Consider the following 18305-nt stretch of genomic DNA (forward strand, 5'->3'; position numbering starts at 1 on the left):
CCTTTTTCCGTCTTGAGAGCTCGATAAGGCCTTGGTATCTATGGAAGTATGAAGCAATTTGAAAACCGCTGGATCTTTGAGTTCTTTGAGGAAAAGCCCGACGCTATTATCAAGTCGATGTTCGGCGGACTGGCGCTGTATTATCAGGGCCAGTTGAAGATGCTGCTTTCAGAAAACGTCGGGGACTATTCCTATCGTGGTAAAGAATACGAATTCGAAGTCTGGAATGGAGTTTTGATTGCAACCGACCGGATTCATCACGAATCCCTGCAGCAGCAGTTCCCGTTTTTAGTGAACCATCCGGTGCTGCCGAAATGGCTGTATCTGCCCTTCACGTTTGAGGGCTGGGAAGAGCGCATTGAAATGATCACCCGTCTGGTGCGAAGTGCGGATCCCCGCGTGGGTGTGTGGCCCCAGGAAAAGTCGCGCAAGAAAACGAAGAAGAAAACCGCCAAAAAGGTCGTTAAAAAGAAAGTGGCCAAGAAGGTCACAAAAAAGCCCGCCCGGAAATCCGCTTCTAAATCAAAAAAACCTGTGAAACGCCATTGACCTTAACCCAGCGTCAACGTTGAGAGTTGTCTTAGAGGTAAGAATGAAAAACTGGCTGACGATCGGACAATTTGCCAAAGCTTCGGGTCTTTCTCCCAGAGCCCTGCGCATTTATGAAGACATGAATCTGCTGGTGCCACCCCATCGCGGGGACAACGGCTATCGCTATTATCAGGAAAGCCAGCTTTCCGAAGCCGCTCGTCTGAAAGAGTTTAAAGACCTGGGATTTCTGCTGGAAGAAGTGAAAGCTCTTCTTCAGGCTGATCGCGATTTAGATAAATCACGTCTGGTAAGCTCACTCAGCCATCGTCTGGATCTAGTGCGTGAGCAGTCCGATCAGTTGCAGGATCAGCGCCGGCAGATTGAACAACTTCTTTCCTCTCTGAAGAACAACACAAAGCCCATCGCGGCTGACGAGAGGAGAGCAATCATGAGTTATCAGGGTAATCCGGCCATCGTGGTCACAGGAATCCAGGGCCTTCAGAAAACGGCTGAGTATATTCAAAAGCACCTTCAGGACCGCCACATTCCGCTGTTGTTTTGGAGTGAGGAACTTGAACTTCCGGAATCCTACATTCTTGTTCTTCCCGAAGAAAACCTCGGGGATAAAGGTGTGGAAAACCTTGCGCCCAATGTGATTGTCTTGAATTCCGTCAGTGGTTCAGACAGTGCGATTCAGGAAAATTATCTGCGTCTTTATAACTTTGTCGGCTCTCATGTGACGACCGTGATCCATGCGGAAGATCAGGCGCTTCTGGAGATCGTTTCCAATAAAAGAATCAGAGACACCTACTATCAGTACTATTCAAAGAACCGCGCACTGGAAAAGCAGATCAAAAAAATCGGCGGACTGGTTTGTTCCGGCAGTGAAATTTCGTTGTACGGATACAATCTGCAAAAAGAGACGGTGCACCTGAAGCTGGAAAGCCGTCTGGGGTTTGCGGACGAGCTGGCCCTGTTAAGTTCGATCACGGCCGTGATGAAGCTGGGCCTGCCGACAGAAAGCCTATGTCTGAAATAAAAAAAGCCGGGTTCATCACCCGGCTTTTAGTTCTTAAAGATACTTGTTCACAATCGCTTCAACGCGGTTACGGATCGCATCCAGCCCCGCCTGGGAGGAGGATTCGTAACGAACCACCACCACCGGCTGTGTGTTGGAAGAGCGGCACAGTGCCCAGCCATCAGCAAAGCTCAGGCGGATACCGTCAGTGAAGTCCACTTTATAGTCAGCACCCTCTTTAGCCGGGAAAGCTTCGATCATTTTTTCAACGATCAGAACTTTCTTTTCTTCTGTGGTGTCGATGCGGATTTCCGGAGTGTTGAAAGCCGGTGGTAAACCTTCCAACAATTGTGGAATGGTTTTGCCGGTTTTTGCCAGGATTTCCACCAAACGCAAAGCCGCGTAAGGAGCATCGTCATAACCGTGGTTGCGGTCGGCAAAGAACACGTGACCGGACATCTCACCACCGAATGGCGCTTTTTCAACTTTGATTTTTTCTTTCACCAAAGAGTGACCGGTTTTCCACATGATGGGCTGACCACCGTGTTTGGCAACATCGTGGTACAGGCGATCAGAACATTTCACGTCACCAATGATTTTGGCGCCTTTTTGTTCAGCCAAAATCGCGCGGGAAATGATCACCATCAATTCATCACCGTAAACCATGCGGCCGGTGTGATCGACGACACCAATGCGGTCCGCATCGCCGTCAAAACCGATACCGGCAACCGCACCCTCTTTCAAAACCTGGGCTTTCAGATCCACCAGATTTTCTTCAACCGTTGGATCCGGGTGGTGATTCGGGAATGTGCCGTCTGGCTGTTCAAACAAGATGGTTGGTTTCAAACCGCAGGCTTCAAACAGGCCGCGCACCACAGAACCGCCAGCACCGTTACCGCAGTCCAAAACAACTTTGGTGTCTTTGATGTGGCCGAATTCTTTGGCGTAGCGAGCATAGTACATCGGTTTGATATCGAAGGATTCTTCAGAACCCTGACCGTCAATGAATTCGCCTTTTTGAATGATGTGCAACAGCTTCTGGATTTCGACGCCAAAGATGGTGCCTTTACCCACAGAGATTTTAAAGCCGTTGTATTCTGGAGGATTGTGCGAACCAGTGACCTGAACCGCGCCATCGACTTTCAATTCAAACGTGGCGAAGTAACAAACCGGAGTGGTTACCAGACCCAGGTGAATAACCTTCGCGCCGGAGTCCATCAGACCTTTTGCAAGATTCTTGATGATGGCCGGAGAGCTTTCACGCGCATCACAGCCCAACGCCACGGTCGGATTTGTGATGTTCTTGTTTTGTTTCATGTAAACGACGTAAGCGCGACCCAGCAGGTAAGCAAAGTTGTCGTCGAACTGTCCGTTATAGACGCCGCGAATGTCGTATTCTCTAAAAATGACGGGTTGAAACATATATCACCTCAATTATTTCAAGGGCTTAGGATTATAATTTCTGCGCTCTAGAGTCGAGCTAATTTTACCGCCCAGCGAACGGCATCAATCATCGAATGAGGGTTGGCTTTGTTCTTACCAAAGATGTCTTTGGCCGTCCCGTGGTCCACGCTGGTGCGAACAAACGGGATTCCCAGGGTCATATGCACGCCACTGTCCTGCCCGTGAATCATTTTAAACGGAATCAGCCCCTGATCGTGATACAGGCTCAAATACACCGAGTATTTTTTCCAGTTTTCCGAGAAGAAGGCTGCATCCGGAACCAGCGGTCCTTCAAACGGAATCTTTTTTTCTTTGGCAAAACTTACAAGCTCTGGGAAAAACAAAAGCTCTTCCTGCCCGATCAACCCAGCCTCGCCGGCATGGGGGTTGAGCCCCAGAACACCGATGGGTTTTTTAGCCTGGGCGGCGGGAAGCTTTTTTCTGAGTTCATTGGCGTTGATCAGGGCTTCGGCCAGCACACTGAAACTTAAATGCTTGGTAATCTCTTTCACCGGCAGATGTGCGGTGGCCAGGACCACGTTGAACTTCTCTCCGACAAAACCCATGTGCACATGTTTGGCTCTGGAAAGTCTTTTTAAGATGTCCGTGTGTCCAAGGTCTTTAAAGCCCGCCGCTTTGATTGAAGTTTTTGATAAAGGGGCAGTTGCCATCGCGTGAAGATCTTTCTTCAGGCAGGCTTTGGCGCTGATTTCCACCCACTCCGCAGGTGCAAGGTCTGAGGCAATATCAATCAGATAGGGACCCTCGATCTCCAGAGCCTGGGAAAGGTCCTCCACGGTGATGCGCTGAAATTTCTGATCAATCAGGTTCAGATACTTTTGCGAAGCCCCTTCCGGGCGCCACATCAGAAACTGCACACCCTTTTGCGGGCCCAGGTGATGCAGGGCCTTGGCAGTGACCTCAAAGCCAATGCCATCCACATCCCCGGTCGTAAGAGCGATTCGAAGTTTACTCATTGATACGGATGAAGGACTCATCACGTTTGGATTGCAGCCAGTTTTTCAACTGACGTTTGAAGCTGGCCTCCAGAAGCTGCGCTTTGATTTTGTCTTTAGCGCGCTCAAATTTCGGATCCGTGGTCAGTTTTTTACCCGTCAGTTTTACGATGTGGAAACCCATGCGGGATTTCACGATCGGAGTGGTCTCGTTCACCTTCAGGCTGGAAATAGCCTCTTCAATTTCCGGAAGGAAATCGCCGGATTTAAAGGTGCCCAGAGCGCCACCGGTGGAGAAGTTTGGATCTTCACTGAACTGCTGCGCCAGGTTTTCAAAGTTTTCGCCGCTGCGAAGTTTACCCAGCACGGTTTCCGCGCGCTTGATGGAAGCTTCCGCGCCGCCTTTTTTCGGATTGAAGAAGATATGAGACACCGAGAACTCATCAATGGAAGGACGGTTGTTCGGATTGGTCTTCAGGTATTCGTTCAGCGCGTCTTCGTCAGAAATACGCAGCTTGGAAATGATCTCGGCGTCCATCAAAGAGCGTTTTTCAATGCTGTCTTTCAGGAAGCGGCGATAGTCATCCATGGAAACACCCTGCTGCTGGATCACCTTGGCAAGTTCCGTTTCGCTAACCTGGTTTTTGCGGGCCATTTCTTTTAATTCGGATTCCACGCGGTCGTTGGTCACGGTCAGGTTCAGGCGTTTGATTTCAGATTGCAGGATCTTTTCGTTGATCAGGTAATCCAGTTGCGCTTTGCGGTTCCCAATCAGACTGGTGGCTGGTTTATCAAACAACAAGGACTCATCAACCATGCCCTGTTTTGGAATGCGTTTTACCAGGTCCTTGAAATCAGATTCCAAAACCAGTTCGCTATTCACGATAGCCACAGTTTTTTCCACAATCTCGGCATGACTTGGTGTAGCCACTAGCAAAGCAAAAAGAAGATTAATCATTGGTTCCTCGTGTATCCACCTTGATGGAATTCATCAGTTCGTAGTCCTTTAAGACTTTACTACTTCTGAGCTGGGCATCAAGCCATGCCACGTATTCCGCCTGCTCGCGTTGTGCGCGCAGCGCCCGGATAATCTGTGGTTTGACCTCCTCCAGGGATAAAGTGGAGGCCGGGGCCTTCTTTTCCACACGAATCAGGTGGATTCCGAACGGACTTTTGATTGTTTGCACGCCAGAACCAACATTAAACAGGGGATCAAAGTAATCCACAGAGCCTTTTTCAATCCAGCCGACAACTCCACCCTGCTTGGCTTCAGGTGTGATGGAATACTTTCGGGCCAGTTCGGCAAAATCACCGGTTTTCAGGTCCACCTTGATGGCATCAGCTTTCGCGTCCTCGTCCACCACGATCTGGCGCAGGTACACCCGTTCTTTGCGTTTGTAGCGGTCCTTGTTGTCTTCGTAGTAGCGTTTGATCTCTTCTTCTGTCGGTGCTTTGACCTTTTCGTTGATCTTTTTAAAGACCTCGCGCTCGACCAGGGAATATCTCAGCTCTTCACGCCATTCCGAGAATGACAGATTCTCCAAAGCCAGGGCCCGGCGGAAAGAAAGATCATCGGGATAGTTCGCGCGCAGTTTGTCGACTTCTTTATCCAGAGTGCTTTCAGCGATGACGATGCTTTGAGCCCGGGCCCAGTCCAGCGTCAGGCTTTTCACCAGGAAGTCGCGCAGGATTTCTTCTTTAATGCGATGGATGTTGTTGGGATCCTTCGCCGCCAGGGCGTCGAAATTACGAAGTCTTCGGGCCAGTTGGTTGGCGAACTGCTTGGAGGTCAGAACGTGGTCGTTCACCTTCTCCACGGGTTTGGTGGAGAGTTTCTGATAGCTTGATGGACATCCCGCCAAAGCGAGGCTCATAAAAATAAAAAGCCCCGTCAGTGCGGGGCTCTTTGAAAATTTCATCGGATCAAATCCTTATTTAAGAAGACCTTTGTTTTCTTTGATCGGATAAGACTTCTTCATTTTTTCGAAGTAGTCGTTAAAGACCTGTTTTCTTTTTTCATCGAAAACGGCCGCTCTGATCTGGCGTTTGTTCGCGTTCTCAAAGCTTCTGCGACCGGTCAGTTTAATAACGTGGAAGCCAAACTGAGTTTCGATAAGCCCCGTAATCTCACCGACCTTCATGTTGACAACCGCTTCGTAGTAATTCGGAACCAGTGTCACGCGGGATTGCCAGCCGATATCGCCGCCAACCTGCTTGGAAAGAGCATCGTCAGAGTAAAGTTTAACCAGCTCTTCAAATGGTCTTTTGCTCTTTTTAACCTCTTCGTAGATTTCTGTCGCACGTTTTTTTGCTTCAGCCACCTGCGCCGGAGTCGCCCCTGCTTTAAACTCAATCAGGATATGGCTGGTGCGAAGTTCCGGATTCTTGGCGTACCAAGCTTTCATTTCAGCATCGGAAACCTGGATCTTTTGAACACGCTGACCGATGTCTTTTTCCAGAAGGGCTTTATACATCTCCTGGTTGAAGCGGTCCTGCACGATAGGGTCTTTTTGCAGGTTGCGCTTTTCAGCCTCTTGAACACCCATTTCGTAGCGAACCAGGTCTTCCAGGAATTGTTCTTTGGTAGGCGGGTTGATGGTTTGAGACTTCACTTCGTTGTACTTTTTATTGAAGTCTTCAAGCGTGATAGTTTTTTTACCCACCTGAGCCACGACGTCCGTGGATTTCTGTGCAAAAGCGGTCGCAGAGATGAGCAACAAGATGCTGATTACAAGTTTCATGCTTCAAAAGTCCCTTTAAAAAGTTGAATGAGAACTATGCTAAAACGCTAGCACTGAGCATCATTATCCGCAATGAATTTAAGAGCTTGCTGCCTAGCTTGGTGCAAAAGAGCCTCTAACTCTAGAGCAAGGTCTGGGTTTCTTGGATCGATCTCTTTGCTCACTGGAGCCATCGGTCCCACCCAGTAAATGATCACTTTGGCGAAGGGTTTGGGCAGAAAAGTTTTATTCCACGATTTGGGGAAATGGATCGCACGATCACACGCCACACCCGCAGCGTAAATCGGACCGTGAATCATGCGGGAAAGTTCAAACACACCGGGTTTGACTTTGTGTAACGGGCCTTTTGGACCATCCACAGCAAAGCTGCAATTTCCCCCGTCTTTTACCAAACGCAAAAGACCTTTCAGGGCCTGCACACCACCGCGCGTGGAAGAACCGCGACTGGTTTTTGCCCCCAGCCACTTCAGCACCGTCGCCATCAACTCACCGTCTTTGGATTGTGAAGCGATGGTGGCGATGCGGTATCTTTTTACGATGGATAAAAGCGCGAGCTCATCCCCGTGAAAATGCGCCAGCACCACCGGAGATGGAGTTGCGGAATCAACAGATTGTTTCAGGGAATCAGGCTCGATAAGCCGAACCCTCCATGTCCATGAGAGGGTTCGGTAGAAAACGAAAACAATAATCGGAAGAATATACTTTCTAAACACGATTAGTGGTGAAGAGCTTTTTTGAACTCTTCTGTCAGTTTTGGAACGATTTCCAAAGCGTCACCGACAATGCCGTAAGTCGCTTTTTGGAAGATCGGTGCGTTGGCGTCGCTATTGATTGCCACGATCACTTTGGATCCGCTCATACCAGCCAAGTGCTGGATAGCGCCGGAGATACCAACTGCGATGTACAAAGTCGGAGCCACTGTTTTACCAGTTTGACCCACCTGCATGCCGTGACCAACCCAGCCCGCATCCACAACCGCACGGGAAGCACCCACGGTGGCACCCAAAACGTCTGCAAGATCATTCAAAATCTTGAAGTTGGCCGCTTCTTTCAGACCACGACCGCCGCTGACCACGATGTTAGCTTCAGTCAGATCCAATTTCTCGGAAGCACCCTTCACGATTTCTTTGATCAAGGTTTTCAGGTCCGCCGCCGCTGCCGCGTGTTCAACCACGTTGGCAGTTTTGGAAGTGTCCGCTGCTGCTACAGGAAGTTGATTGGCGCGCATCAAAACGATTTTTACGGCGCTGTTTTCAAAGTTCACCGTCGCAAAGCATTTGCCGGAGTACATTGGTTTAACCGCAGTCACGTTGTCGCCGGAAATATTCAAAGTCGTGCAGTCACTTGCCACACCCACGCCCAAACGAGCCGCCACGCGAGGGAAAAGATCCTTACCGGTGGAAGAAGCAGAAGCCAGAATGATGGAAGGCTGAACTTTGCCGATGATCGCTGCGATATTTGCAGTGAAAGCCTCTGGATTGTAGGCATCCAAAGAAGCGTCTTTCACAACGTGAACTTCAGAAGCCCCGTTGTGACCCAAAGCTGCTGTCACATCACCTGCGTGAGAGCCGAAAGCCACCGCAACAACCGTGTTACCGGAAGCGGCTGCCGCCTGAAGAAGCTCCTGGGAGCTGCGTTTTAGTTTACCGTTTGTGTGTTCAGCAAAAACTAGAATTTTACCCATGTCTTAATCCTTACAGAACCTTCGCTTCGTCGCGAAGAAGTTTAACCAGCTCGGACGCCTGTGCAGAAGCATCACCAGAAAGCATTTTTACAGCTGGTTTGTCAGCCGGAAGAGCAAAGCCGGAGTATTTGATTTTGATATCGGAAGCCGGAATGTTCAAAGAAGCGAATTCGATTTCTTTGATCACTTTCTTTTTGGCTTTCATGATGCCTGGAAGACTTGCGTAACGAGGCATGTTCAAACCCTTGTTCGCCGCCACAACCGCTGGAGTCATCATTTGCACGACTTCTTTCGCGCCACCTTCGATGTCACGTTCAACCACAACGTTTTCGCCATTGAAATTGAATTTCGATACCACTGTGGTGTGAGGAACGTTCAGGAATTCAGCCATCATCTGGCTGACAGAAGAAGCATTGTCATCAATTGCAAGTTTGCCGGAGAAGATGACTTTTGCGCCGCCCTCAGCTTTGATCACTTCAGCCAAAGCTTTTGCCGTGGCAAAGTTATCCAGACCTTCGCCGTTCACCACGATGGCTTCGTCAGCGCCCATCGCCAATGCGGTACGCAAGGATTCAACCACACGAGCCTTTGGTCCAACAGACAGAACCCATACTTGGGATCCCGGGTTTGCGTCGCGAAGCTTGTTGGCTTCCTCAACTGCATACTCGTCATAAGGGTTCATAACCCATTTAATACCCGCCGTGTCGATACCAGTCTGGTCGGGAGAGATCTTAATCTTTGTTTCGGTGTCAGGCACCTGCTTGATACACACAAAAATCTTCATGTTTTACCCCGTTTTTAAGAGGGTTTCGTTCTATCCCAAGTCCAGGAAAGGCAAAACTAAATTGTATATTTAACGTGTCGCGAAACATGACGGGGGACATGGACAAAAAGCTGCACCCGGGAGTATGGTAAGTGGAAACTTATTGAGAAAATACACACCAAAAACAAGGGGTTCTACACCATGTCTGGATTTCTCGGATCTACCGTCGGGAAAAAGTACCTAATGGGAATCACCGGTTTAGTATGGGCGGGATTTGTTCTCGCACACATGGCCGGCAATCTACTCATCTTCGTAAGTAACGATGCCTACAATGCTTACGGACACGCACTCACAAGCGGAAACATCATTTACGTCGCAGAAGCCGTTCTGGTTCTGGCTTTGATCGTTCACGTTTTCTGTGCTTTGAGTCTTACCAAAAACAACCGCGAGGCAAAACAGCAGCGTTACGCCGTTGCCGCTTCCGGAAAAAAGAAAGTCACGCTGGCTTCCCGCACGATGGCGATTCAGGGCAGTCTGATTCTTCTTTTCATCATTCTGCATCTGATCACTTTCAAATACGGCACGCACTATGAAACCACCGTCAACGGTGTGGTGATGCGCGACCTGGCGAAGCTGATGTTTGAAGTCTTTCAAAGCCCTGGTTACATCGCATGGTATGTGGTGTGTCTGGTTCTTCTGGGCTTCCATCTTAGCCACGGTGTCGGATCCACATTCCAGTCATTGGGTTTGATGGAAGGTACATACAGAAACACGTGGAAGAAACTGAGCTACGCTTACGCCGTTGTTGTGGCGGCGGGTTTTATCGCTCAACCAGTTTACATTTTCCTTGTCGGTAACTAAGGGGACAACACATGGCGCACAATTTAGACAGCAAAATTCCAAGTGGCCCGATTGAATCCAAATGGACCAAAACCAAGTTCGACTACAAGCTGGTGAATCCGGCGAATAAAAGAAAGCACTCCATCATCGTGGTGGGGACCGGTCTTGCCGGTGCATCCGCGGCGGCTTCTTTGGGTGAACTGGGATATAAAGTAAAAGCTTTCTGCGTGCATGAATCCCCTCGCCGTGCCCACTCGGTGGCGGCTCAGGGTGGTATCAATGCTGCGAAAAACTATCAAAATGATGGCGATTCCACTTACCGTCTTTTCTATGACACTGTAAAAGGCGGCGACTTCCGCGCTCGTGAAGCCAACGTTTATCGTCTGGCGGAAGTGTCTGCGAACATCATCGACCAGATGGTGGCGCAAGGTGTTCCATTTGCCCGCGAATACGGCGGAACTCTGGCCAACCGTTCATTCGGCGGGGCGCAGGTGTCCCGTACTTTCTATGCCCGCGGTCAGACCGGTCAGCAGCTTCTTCTGGGTGCTTACTCTGAAATGATGAGACAGGTTGATGTCGGCAACGTCGAGCTGCGCAGCCGTCGTGAAATGCTGGACGTGGTTGTTATCGACGGCAAAGCCCGCGGTATCATCGTACGCAATCTTTTGACTGGTGAAATTGAATCTCACGAAGCGGATGCGGTTGTTATCGCCTCCGGTGGTTATTCCAACGTGTTCTTCCTTTCCACCAATGCGATGAACTGTGCGGTGACGGCGGCTTGGAAAGCCCACAAACGTGGCGCTTACTTCGCAAACCCTTGTTACACGCAGATTCACCCGACTTGCATTCCGGTTCACGGCGAAAATCAGTCCAAACTGACTTTGATGTCTGAATCCCTGCGCAATGATGGTCGCGTGTGGGTGCCGAAAGCTGTTGGTGACAAACGTCATCCGAACGACATCCCTGAAAATGAACGTGATTACTATCTGGAGCGCGTGTACCCGTCCTTCGGGAACCTGGCTCCGCGTGACGTTGCCTCCCGCCAGGCGAAATATCGCTGTGACGAAGGCCGCGGGGTGAATGAATCCGGTAAAGCCGTGTATCTTGATTTCGCAGACGCGATCAAACGTCTGGGTGAAGACAAGATTTCCGAGCGTTACGGAAATCTGTTTGAGATGTACGACAAAATCACCGGTCAGAATCCTTACAAACAGCCGATGATGATTTACCCGGCTCCTCACTACACCATGGGTGGTTTGTGGGTGGACTACAACCTGGAATCCACTATTCCGGGTCTGTTCGTGGCGGGGGAAGCGAACTTCTCTGACCACGGGGCCAACCGTTTGGGCGCTTCAGCTCTGATGCAGGGTCTGGCGGATGGTTACTTCGTTCTTCCATTCACTCTGGGTAACTACCTGGGTGGAACAAAGCTTGAAAAAGTTTCCACAACGAACGAGGCCTTCAAAGCGGCTGAACACGGTGTGAAAGAAGAAATCAAAAAGATGATGAACATCAAGGGTTCCCGCACGGTCGACAGCTTCCATAAAGAGCTTGGTAACGTGATGTGGGAATACTGCGGTATGGGTCGTAATGCGGAAGGCTTGAAAAAAGCCCTGCAAGAGATCCCGAAAATCCGTGAAGAGTTCTGGAACAACGTTCGTATCCCGGGTGATGCAAATTATCTGAACGTGGAGCTTGAAAAAGCCGGCCGCGTGGCGGACTTCCTAGAGCTTGGCGAGTTGATGTGCCGTGATGCTTTGGAAAGAGAAGAATCCTGCGGTGGTCACTATCGTGAGGAGCACCAGGTGGATGGCGAGGCAAAACGTGATGATAAGAACTTCTGTCACGTGGCTGCCTGGGAATACACCGGCAAAATCGACACGTCTGTTCGTCACAAAGAAGAACTGACATTTGATAACGTACATCTAGCAACTCGCAGTTACAAATAAGAGGCGTAACATGTCTGGAAAACATATTAATCTGACTTTGAAAGTTTGGAGACAAAAAGGCCCGAAAGACCAAGGGGGCTTTGCAGAGTATCAGGCAAAGAACGTTTCTGAAGACGCTTCTTTCCTGGAAATGCTGGATGCGGTGAATGAGGAACTGGTGGCAAAGGGTGATGAGCCTATCGCCTTTGACCACGACTGTCGTGAAGGTATCTGTGGTACCTGTGGTTTTGTGATCGACGGTGAAGCTCACGGTCCGATGAAGTCCACTACCGTGTGCCAGTTGCACATGCGTAACTTCAACGATGGGGCGACTCTGACAATTGAGCCGTTCCGTGCAAAGGCCTTCCCGATGATCAAGGACTTGATGGTGGACAGATCCGCTTTGGATCGCATCATCTCTTCGGGTGGTTATATCTCTGCAAACACGGGTAATGCCGTGGATGCCAACGCGATTCTGGTACCGAAGGCGGATGCGGATGAAGCGATGTCTTCAGCGACCTGCATCGGTTGTGGGGCGTGTGTGGCGGCTTGTAAGAATGCCTCTGCAGCTCTGTTCACCTCCGCCAAGATCTCTCACATGGCACTGCTTCCGCAGGGTCAGGTTGAAAGAAAAGAACGCGCCATGCGCATGGTGGGAGCGATGGATGCCGAAGGCTTCGGTGCTTGTACAACAACGGGGGCCTGCGAAGCAGCCTGCCCGAAAGAAATCCAGCTGACCAACATCAGCCGCATGAACCGCGAATTCTTCGTGGCCAACGTCACCAAACGTGAAAAACACAAAGACGGCGGCGCCGGCTAAATCTCAAAAGGGAGTCTTCGGACTCCCTTTTTTATTTCCAAAAGGTGCCTGGTGACTTTTTACACCTACGGCGCGTTAAGTCCCCTTAAACACGGCTATTCTGTTTAAACTTCTATGTGTTAATTCGCTGACTTAAGGTAAATGACGCTGTGTGGGTGTAAAAAATCACCAGGCACCTTTAACCTTTAAATTCTGCGGCATGGGTCTGTCTTATTGAGAGACATCTTTGATTCAATTCATCTTCGAATACTTCTAAAGCTTGTTCAGCAAACTTCCGAAACTAGACCAAGGATTGGGCTTATGAAGAAGATTGATCAACTGATGGCAGAACTGGGCTTTAACAAAAACGCACCGGACAGTGTGAAAGAAGCCTTTATTAAACACCTCATCAAAGCTTCAACAGGAGTCAGCGTGCCGACTCCTTCTGAGAAAAAAGAGATGGCGGCAAACCCTGAACGTATTGTTCAGTTTAAAACTCCTCAACAACTCAGTTTTGATTTCGTTGAGGAGGTCACACCTAGACCAAAGACCAGCAAAAAAGCTGTGTCTTAGTCGAGAGCCCGGTGGAATTCCCTGCTCACCACTGGACTTTCGTCTGGATACAACTGGACTTTGAGCCAAAATTTTTAAGAAATCTAACCACAATCGAAAGATAGATAACCAGCCCCCTCTCACATTGGTACCATTTTGGAACTAGGAAACGTCTGGGAAAATTTTTCCCCTTCGCTTTCTGGAAAATCACCCAATGAAGGAGAGGATCATATGACAGGGCTTATCGGAAGAGCCTCCAAGGCAGCATTCTTTGGTTTGCTGATCACGGGATTGAACGCGTTTGCAGCAACGCCTGAATCCGTACCTGGTGAATTCATCGTTAAATTCAAAGACGAAGCAGTGGCGGTTTCCTCCATGAAGGAACTGAGCCAGGATCTGGGTTCTTACATTAAAGATGTAATCCCTGGTCAAAACATCGTCGTGATCAAACGTCCGGTGTTTGAAATCCAATCCAACGTGATGAAATCCCTGGCGATGAATCCCAACGTGGACATCGTTGAGCCGAACTTCATCTATAGAATCAATAAAACTCCCAACGATCCAATGCTGGGTCAATTGTGGGGCATGATCAACACCGGTCAGGCCGATTCCCAAAAACGTGAAGGCATTGCTGGCATCGATATCGGTGCAGCACAAGCCTGGGATATCACGACAGGTTCCAAAGATGTTGTTGTGGCGGTGATCGACACCGGTATCAACTACAACCACCCGGATCTGAAATCCAACCTTTGGACAAACGATGCGGAGCTAAACGGTAAAGCCGGCGTTGATGATGACGGCAACGGCATCATCGATGACATTTATGGTGCAAACTTCGTAACAGCGGCGAAACCAACCGGCAATCCACTGGATGATCACGGTCACGGCTCTCACTGCTCTGGTACCATTGGTGCTTCCGGTGATGACGGCAAAGGTCTTGTGGGTGTAGCTTGGAATGTTCGCATCATGGGTGTGAAGTTCCTTTCTGCGAGTGGTTCTGGTTCTTTGGATGGCGCTTTGAAAGCCATTGATTACGCAACCTCCAAGGGTGCAAAAATTCTTTCCAACTCCTGGGGTGGCGGTGGCTACTCTGAGACTCTGAAACAGGCCATCGAAAGATCCAACGCTGCAGGCACTTTGTTTGTGGCGGCTGCGGGGAATGAATCCAACAACAACGATTCCAACCCGACTTACCCTGCAACTTACGATGTGCCAAACGTGTTGTCGGTAGCAGCTATCGACAACCGCGGTCAGATCGCGTCCTTCTCGAACTATGGTAAAACCAAAGTTCACGTGGGCGCGCCGGGTGTGAACATCGTTTCCTCCATCACTGGTGCGGGTTACGATTCCTGGTCCGGTACTTCCATGGCGACACCTCACGTGTCGGGTATGGCGGTTCTTCTGGCAACGGCTGAACCGAATCTGACAGGTATTGAGATGAAAGAAAGAATTATCGCGACGTCCAAGCCTCTGGCGGGCCTTCGTGGTAAATCCAAAGGTGGTTTGGCAAACGCTTATACCATGCTGACCAACACCCTGCCGCAGCCGGATCCAAACGATCCAGTAAACTGGCAGACTGTGGACGTGGCTCACTCCACTCCGCACCCTTACACCAACAAATCCAACCTGGTGTATGAAGTCTCTGTTCCGGGCGCAAAACAGATCTCCGTGTATTTCTCCAAGTTCGACACTGAGAGAGATTACGACAAAGTGGAGTTCTATGATGCCAACGGCAAACTTGTCGGCAACATGAGCGGCAAAAACGATGAGACATTCTCTCCGGTTATTGATGGAGAGTATGTGAAGATCGTCTTCACTTCCGATGATTCAGTTAACAGATACGGTTTCGATATCACTAAAGCGGCGTGGAGATAATAAGCCCCACTGGTGATTGAAAAAAGCAAAAGCCACTCTGGAAATGAGTGGCTTTTTTATTTTTGAGAATCAGATCTTGTGCTCTTTTACATCGAGCAGGAATTTCTCGATTTTCAGATTGGTGTAGTCCGGGAAATCCAGTTGCGTGCAGTGGGACCCGTAAGGCACCAGGACAAACTCTGAGTGTTTGATCTTCTCTTTGAAGTGATACTGAAAGCGGATCGGCGTGACCATGTCTTTTTCGCCGGAAATAATCAGCACCGGCACTTCGATTTTTTCCAGCACCGGCTCGCCGTCGTATTTCATCAGCTCTTCAAACAGCCTTAGGAACACTTCCAGATTCATGCGGGCCACACCACGGGCATAGACCTCGATGTCCTTGAAGTGGGTGACTTTCAGGTTGAATCCACCGGCGAGTGCTGCGATGTACATCGACATCGGGTTATCCACCGCCAGTTTCCACAGAGTATTCCACACGTCGGGCTGATTTTCGTACTGCGATTTCACAAAATAGAAGAACGGCTCGACAACATCCAGGCCGAACATGCCCTTGATCGGATTCTTCGCAAATCCGTTGATAAAGACCATCGACAAAAACAGCTCCGGCTTTTTTTCGTACAGATCCAGCAACAGAGGCGCGCCAAAACTGTGACCGGCAAAGTGGGCTTTGCGGATATTTAAGTGCGCCATCAGCCCGATAATGTCTTTGGAAAGGGCATCCACGGTCAATTGGCTGACATCGGCCACAGGACAGGATTTCTGATGCCCGCGCAGATCAAAACTGATGACCTGATATTTTTTGGAGAAGTATTCAATCTGGTGATGCCAGTGATTCAGCAGACAGGCGATGCCATACACCAATACCAGCGGTTCACCCTCGCCGCGCACTTCGTAATAAATCGGAGTGCCGTCGAAGCTTTCAAAGCTGCCGGTGGTTTTCGGTGTGGTGTCCATGATGCCTTCCTCTAGATGTAGGTGACTTTAATAAGGGTGTTCCCCACAGAAATCAAATCCCCATCTTTTAACATTTCGGCATCTACGGATTTATTGTTAAGTGTGACCCGGCCTGCTGCTTTAATTTTAATCTCGACCATGCCCGGTCCTGAGTGCAGTTCAAAGGCCTCTTTCGGGGCTTCATCATCCAAAAGCTCAATGTCCAGGCTGTCAGCTCCGGCCTTGCGGGGGCCGTACCCTAAAATAATTTCCTCATCGGTTTGGATGCCTTGGATGAACTGAAGACGCAGCGCAGGAGAAAAGCTTTGCAAGGTCACCGGCTCGGATCTCTCGGGAGCTTCCAAGGCCCCCAGGCGGTCGCGCAAAATACTGCGCCAGGTGATCAGGCGGCTAAAGTCCAATGCGAGTTCTTCTTCGACCGTCACGACTTTGAACTGGGTTCGGCCCAGCTCAAAGATAACCCCCGGTAATAAGGCCACTTTTTTCACACGGCGGCCGTTGATGTGGATCCCGTTGGAGGACTCAAGATCCTGCAGAACGTACTGCCCCTTCCCGTCCACCGCAAACTGGGCGTGGGTGCTGGAGACTTTTCCGTCCTTGATGATAATGTCGGCCTTGGATCGACCCAGGGTCAAACCCTCTTCAACTTTGAAGCGGGAGCCTTCGTTGGGGCCGTCCATAATCTCAATAAATGTGACCATTTACACATTCTAGGGCTGGTTTCTTGGGGATTCAATTGCCTATTCCTTGTGCTTGGGCCAAAGCCGTGCTAAACCCGTAAAACATTTTAAAAAGTCATCCTTGCTCCCGCACACAGAGGTGGGGGCTATAAACCGAAAGGATAGTTCAATGGAAACTACTACAACGAAAAAACCTTACGAGGTTGTCGTTCTTATGCACCCAGATGCTTCTTTGGAAGATCAAAAAGATCTTTTCAAGAAGAACAAAGCTACGATTGAATCCTACAAAGGTTCCATCAACTCTTTGGAAACTTGGGGTAAAAGAACTTTGGCAACTCCAATTGGTAAGCTGAAAAAAGCTATCTACTTCCACTCTACATTCGAAGCAGATACTCAAGCCATTGCAGAGCTTGAAAGAACTATGCGTATCAACGACAAAGTTCTTCGCTTTATGCACACTCGCTTGGATGAGCGCACTTCACTTGTGAAATTCATGGAAGGCTTCAAAAAAGGTCTTGCTGAATCTGCTGCTCGTGAAAAAGAACGTGAAGCAAAAGCTGCTGCCCGTAAAGCTGCATTTGCTGCTGCTAAAGCAGAGCGTTCTGAGCGTTACGACAAAGGCGAATAATTTAGAAAAGGCGTAAGCCATGAAGAAGACGGCGACCCCACAGAAGTTCATCACAATTTCATCACTCTCGATTTTGTTGTCGATGCTCACTGTGGTCATGGGCGCCCCTCTTCTTCGTGTATTGCGCAAGACTTACGGCCCCGTCGCCTTTTGGATTTTGGGGATCGTGGTCACAGGAGCAGCGTGGCTCCTGAACGCTCAGCCTCTGGCTCTGTTTCTAGGCTCTGTTTGGATGACTTTAGGCGCCTATATGGAAATGGAACAAAGAGGACTTGGGTGGTGGATTTCGGGTCTGCTGAGTGTCTTTGTGGGATCTGTGGCCGCTGGCCTGGGTATCCTGGGGGCTTTCAAAAGAAACGGTATCAACACGTATGCTGAAGTTCAGGGACTGGTGGAAAAGTTCGCACAGAAGGTTCAGGAAATGAATCCCGCTGTGAAAATGGATCCGGGTGTTCTGATGCAGCAGGTTCCCTCAGCCGTGGTTATCATTTTGGTGTTAGCCCTGGGTTTGGGACTTATTTTTGAGAGAAGGGTTTTTTCGTGGCTCAATTTGCCCCGCGAGAAAATTGCCTCTCAGCTCAAGTTGTTGGAATATCGTTTGCCCGATTATTTTATTTGGGTGGCGATGACAGCCTTCCTTCTGACAATGGTGAGTTTTGGCGGTAAGGCCATTGCTATCCTCGCAGTAAATATTTTGAACGTCGCAATCGTTCTTTATTTCTTCCAGGGGCTGGCAGTGTTGGAGGTATTTCTGAATTCGATGAGAGCAGGTTTGTTCATTCGGGTTCTGACGTACATAATCTTGGTCGGTCAGTTATTGCCGATTCTGGCAGTGGTTGGCTTGATCGATTACTGGGTTGATTTCAGAGCGCGTCTTCGCAAGATGAAGACACCATCTGAAAACAGCTAAAAA

The 18305-nt window shown here is 49.5% G+C and carries 19 protein-coding genes; 9 read left to right on the top strand and 10 right to left on the bottom strand.

Features of this window, described 5'->3' with window-relative positions:
* The first annotated feature begins 48 nt into the window (after positions 1–48).
* Both ACZ520_RS00060 and ACZ520_RS00065 read left to right on the top strand, forming a co-directional pair.
* On the top strand, positions 49–549 hold the full coding sequence (locus ACZ520_RS00060) for a hypothetical protein (protein ID WP_464126967.1): 501 nt from the start codon (positions 49–51) through the stop codon (positions 547–549).
* Positions 550–592: 43 nt separating this feature from the next.
* Complete coding sequence (locus tag ACZ520_RS00065) at positions 593–1570, top strand: MerR family transcriptional regulator (RefSeq protein ID WP_464126969.1); 978 nt, start codon at positions 593–595, stop codon at positions 1568–1570.
* Positions 1571–1603: 33 nt separating this feature from the next.
* Here the strand turns inward: ACZ520_RS00065 and ACZ520_RS00070 are convergent, their stop codons facing one another.
* The 8 genes from ACZ520_RS00070 to ACZ520_RS00105 are packed head-to-tail and all read right to left on the bottom strand — an operon-like array spanning position 1604 to position 9157.
* Positions 1604–2971, bottom strand: coding sequence for a phosphomannomutase/phosphoglucomutase (locus tag ACZ520_RS00070; protein ID WP_011162639.1), 1368 nt, complete (start codon positions 2969–2971; stop codon positions 1604–1606).
* Between the two features lie 47 nt (positions 2972–3018).
* Positions 3019–3969 carry a 4-hydroxythreonine-4-phosphate dehydrogenase PdxA gene (locus tag ACZ520_RS00075; RefSeq protein ID WP_464126971.1) on the bottom strand — a complete coding sequence of 317 codons (951 nt, stop codon included), beginning with the start codon at positions 3967–3969 and terminating at the stop codon, positions 3019–3021.
* Entirely contained in the window at positions 3962–4906 is a 945-nt protein-coding gene (locus ACZ520_RS00080) for a peptidylprolyl isomerase (protein WP_232468907.1), read from the bottom strand. Before ACZ520_RS00080 ends, ACZ520_RS00075 begins: the two co-directional genes overlap by 8 nt.
* Positions 4899–5867, bottom strand: coding sequence for a peptidylprolyl isomerase (locus tag ACZ520_RS00085; RefSeq protein ID WP_374031638.1), 969 nt, complete (start codon positions 5865–5867; stop codon positions 4899–4901). Before ACZ520_RS00085 ends, ACZ520_RS00080 begins: the two co-directional genes overlap by 8 nt.
* 12 nt (positions 5868–5879) lie before the next feature.
* Positions 5880–6689, bottom strand: coding sequence for a peptidylprolyl isomerase (locus tag ACZ520_RS00090; protein WP_417867348.1), 810 nt, complete (start codon positions 6687–6689; stop codon positions 5880–5882).
* A gap of 47 nt (positions 6690–6736) precedes the next feature.
* Positions 6737–7402, bottom strand: coding sequence for a lysophospholipid acyltransferase family protein (locus ACZ520_RS00095; RefSeq protein WP_011162644.1), 666 nt, complete (start codon positions 7400–7402; stop codon positions 6737–6739).
* Between the two features lie 2 nt (positions 7403–7404).
* Positions 7405–8373 (bottom strand): electron transfer flavoprotein subunit alpha/FixB family protein, encoded by a 969-nt coding sequence (locus ACZ520_RS00100; RefSeq protein WP_374031640.1) that lies wholly within the window; start codon positions 8371–8373, stop codon positions 7405–7407.
* Positions 8374–8383: 10 nt separating this feature from the next.
* Complete coding sequence (locus ACZ520_RS00105; RefSeq protein ID WP_011162646.1) at positions 8384–9157, bottom strand: electron transfer flavoprotein subunit beta/FixA family protein; 774 nt, start codon at positions 9155–9157, stop codon at positions 8384–8386.
* Positions 9158–9337: 180 nt separating this feature from the next.
* Here ACZ520_RS00105 and ACZ520_RS00110 point away from each other — a divergent pair, with 180 nt between their 5' ends.
* The 5 genes from ACZ520_RS00110 (at position 9338) to ACZ520_RS00130 (ending at position 15130) form a co-directional block, all read left to right on the top strand.
* Positions 9338–9997, top strand: coding sequence for a succinate dehydrogenase cytochrome b subunit (locus ACZ520_RS00110; protein ID WP_417862978.1), 660 nt, complete (start codon positions 9338–9340; stop codon positions 9995–9997).
* An 11-nt stretch (positions 9998–10008) separates the two neighbouring features.
* Positions 10009–11925 (top strand): fumarate reductase/succinate dehydrogenase flavoprotein subunit, encoded by a 1917-nt coding sequence (locus ACZ520_RS00115; RefSeq protein ID WP_088563738.1) that lies wholly within the window; start codon positions 10009–10011, stop codon positions 11923–11925.
* Positions 11926–11935: 10 nt separating this feature from the next.
* A complete protein-coding gene (locus tag ACZ520_RS00120) occupies positions 11936–12724 on the top strand; it encodes a succinate dehydrogenase/fumarate reductase iron-sulfur subunit (RefSeq protein WP_088563737.1) in 789 nt (262 codons plus the stop codon).
* Between the two features lie 300 nt (positions 12725–13024).
* The gene (locus ACZ520_RS00125; protein WP_088563736.1) at positions 13025–13276 is read left to right on the top strand and encodes a hypothetical protein; all 252 of its coding nucleotides are present in this window, start codon (positions 13025–13027) and stop codon (positions 13274–13276) included.
* 210 nt (positions 13277–13486) lie between these two features.
* Positions 13487–15130: a S8 family serine peptidase gene (locus ACZ520_RS00130; RefSeq protein ID WP_374034456.1), complete on the top strand. Its 1644-nt coding sequence runs from the start codon at positions 13487–13489 to the stop codon at positions 15128–15130.
* A gap of 69 nt (positions 15131–15199) precedes the next feature.
* Here the strand turns inward: ACZ520_RS00130 and ACZ520_RS00135 are convergent, their stop codons facing one another.
* Positions 15200–16084, bottom strand: coding sequence for an alpha/beta fold hydrolase (locus tag ACZ520_RS00135; protein ID WP_088563734.1), 885 nt, complete (start codon positions 16082–16084; stop codon positions 15200–15202).
* Between the two features lie 11 nt (positions 16085–16095).
* On the bottom strand, positions 16096–16785 hold the full coding sequence (locus ACZ520_RS00140) for an FHA domain-containing protein (protein ID WP_088563733.1): 690 nt from the start codon (positions 16783–16785) through the stop codon (positions 16096–16098).
* Positions 16786–16933: 148 nt separating this feature from the next.
* Here ACZ520_RS00140 and rpsF point away from each other — a divergent pair, with 148 nt between their 5' ends.
* A complete protein-coding gene (gene rpsF, locus ACZ520_RS00145) occupies positions 16934–17392 on the top strand; it encodes a 30S ribosomal protein S6 (RefSeq protein ID WP_088563732.1) in 459 nt (152 codons plus the stop codon).
* A gap of 19 nt (positions 17393–17411) precedes the next feature.
* Positions 17412–18302 (top strand): DUF2232 domain-containing protein, encoded by an 891-nt coding sequence (locus ACZ520_RS00150; protein ID WP_374034459.1) that lies wholly within the window; start codon positions 17412–17414, stop codon positions 18300–18302.
* Positions 18303–18305 lie beyond the last annotated feature (3 nt).

It is taken from the genome of Bdellovibrio sp. BIS2 (genome assembly GCF_055398295.1).

What these genes read in the sequence shown, in the direction of transcription:
- ACZ520_RS00150 (WP_374034459.1), top strand. Translation starts at nt 17,412, where the DNA reads ATGAAGAAGACGGCGACCCCACAGAAGTTCATCACAATTTCATCACTC.
- ACZ520_RS00140 (WP_088563733.1), bottom strand. Translation starts at nt 16,785, where the DNA reads ATGGTCACATTTATTGAGATTATGGACGGCCCCAACGAAGGCTCCCGC.
- ACZ520_RS00115 (WP_088563738.1), top strand. Translation starts at nt 10,009, where the DNA reads ATGGCGCACAATTTAGACAGCAAAATTCCAAGTGGCCCGATTGAATCC.
- ACZ520_RS00105 (WP_011162646.1), bottom strand. Translation starts at nt 9,157, where the DNA reads ATGAAGATTTTTGTGTGTATCAAGCAGGTGCCTGACACCGAAACAAAG.
- ACZ520_RS00090 (WP_417867348.1), bottom strand. Translation starts at nt 6,689, where the DNA reads ATGAAACTTGTAATCAGCATCTTGTTGCTCATCTCTGCGACCGCTTTT.
- ACZ520_RS00070 (WP_011162639.1), bottom strand. Translation starts at nt 2,971, where the DNA reads ATGTTTCAACCCGTCATTTTTAGAGAATACGACATTCGCGGCGTCTAT.
- ACZ520_RS00075 (WP_464126971.1), bottom strand. Translation starts at nt 3,969, where the DNA reads ATGAGTAAACTTCGAATCGCTCTTACGACCGGGGATGTGGATGGCATT.
- ACZ520_RS00065 (WP_464126969.1), top strand. Translation starts at nt 593, where the DNA reads ATGAAAAACTGGCTGACGATCGGACAATTTGCCAAAGCTTCGGGTCTT.
- ACZ520_RS00080 (WP_232468907.1), bottom strand. Translation starts at nt 4,906, where the DNA reads ATGATTAATCTTCTTTTTGCTTTGCTAGTGGCTACACCAAGTCATGCC.
- ACZ520_RS00100 (WP_374031640.1), bottom strand. Translation starts at nt 8,373, where the DNA reads ATGGGTAAAATTCTAGTTTTTGCTGAACACACAAACGGTAAACTAAAA.
- ACZ520_RS00130 (WP_374034456.1), top strand. Translation starts at nt 13,487, where the DNA reads ATGACAGGGCTTATCGGAAGAGCCTCCAAGGCAGCATTCTTTGGTTTG.
- ACZ520_RS00135 (WP_088563734.1), bottom strand. Translation starts at nt 16,084, where the DNA reads ATGGACACCACACCGAAAACCACCGGCAGCTTTGAAAGCTTCGACGGC.
- ACZ520_RS00085 (WP_374031638.1), bottom strand. Translation starts at nt 5,867, where the DNA reads ATGAAATTTTCAAAGAGCCCCGCACTGACGGGGCTTTTTATTTTTATG.
- ACZ520_RS00125 (WP_088563736.1), top strand. Translation starts at nt 13,025, where the DNA reads ATGAAGAAGATTGATCAACTGATGGCAGAACTGGGCTTTAACAAAAAC.
- ACZ520_RS00120 (WP_088563737.1), top strand. Translation starts at nt 11,936, where the DNA reads ATGTCTGGAAAACATATTAATCTGACTTTGAAAGTTTGGAGACAAAAA.
- ACZ520_RS00110 (WP_417862978.1), top strand. Translation starts at nt 9,338, where the DNA reads ATGTCTGGATTTCTCGGATCTACCGTCGGGAAAAAGTACCTAATGGGA.
- rpsF (WP_088563732.1), top strand. Translation starts at nt 16,934, where the DNA reads ATGGAAACTACTACAACGAAAAAACCTTACGAGGTTGTCGTTCTTATG.
- ACZ520_RS00060 (WP_464126967.1), top strand. Translation starts at nt 49, where the DNA reads ATGAAGCAATTTGAAAACCGCTGGATCTTTGAGTTCTTTGAGGAAAAG.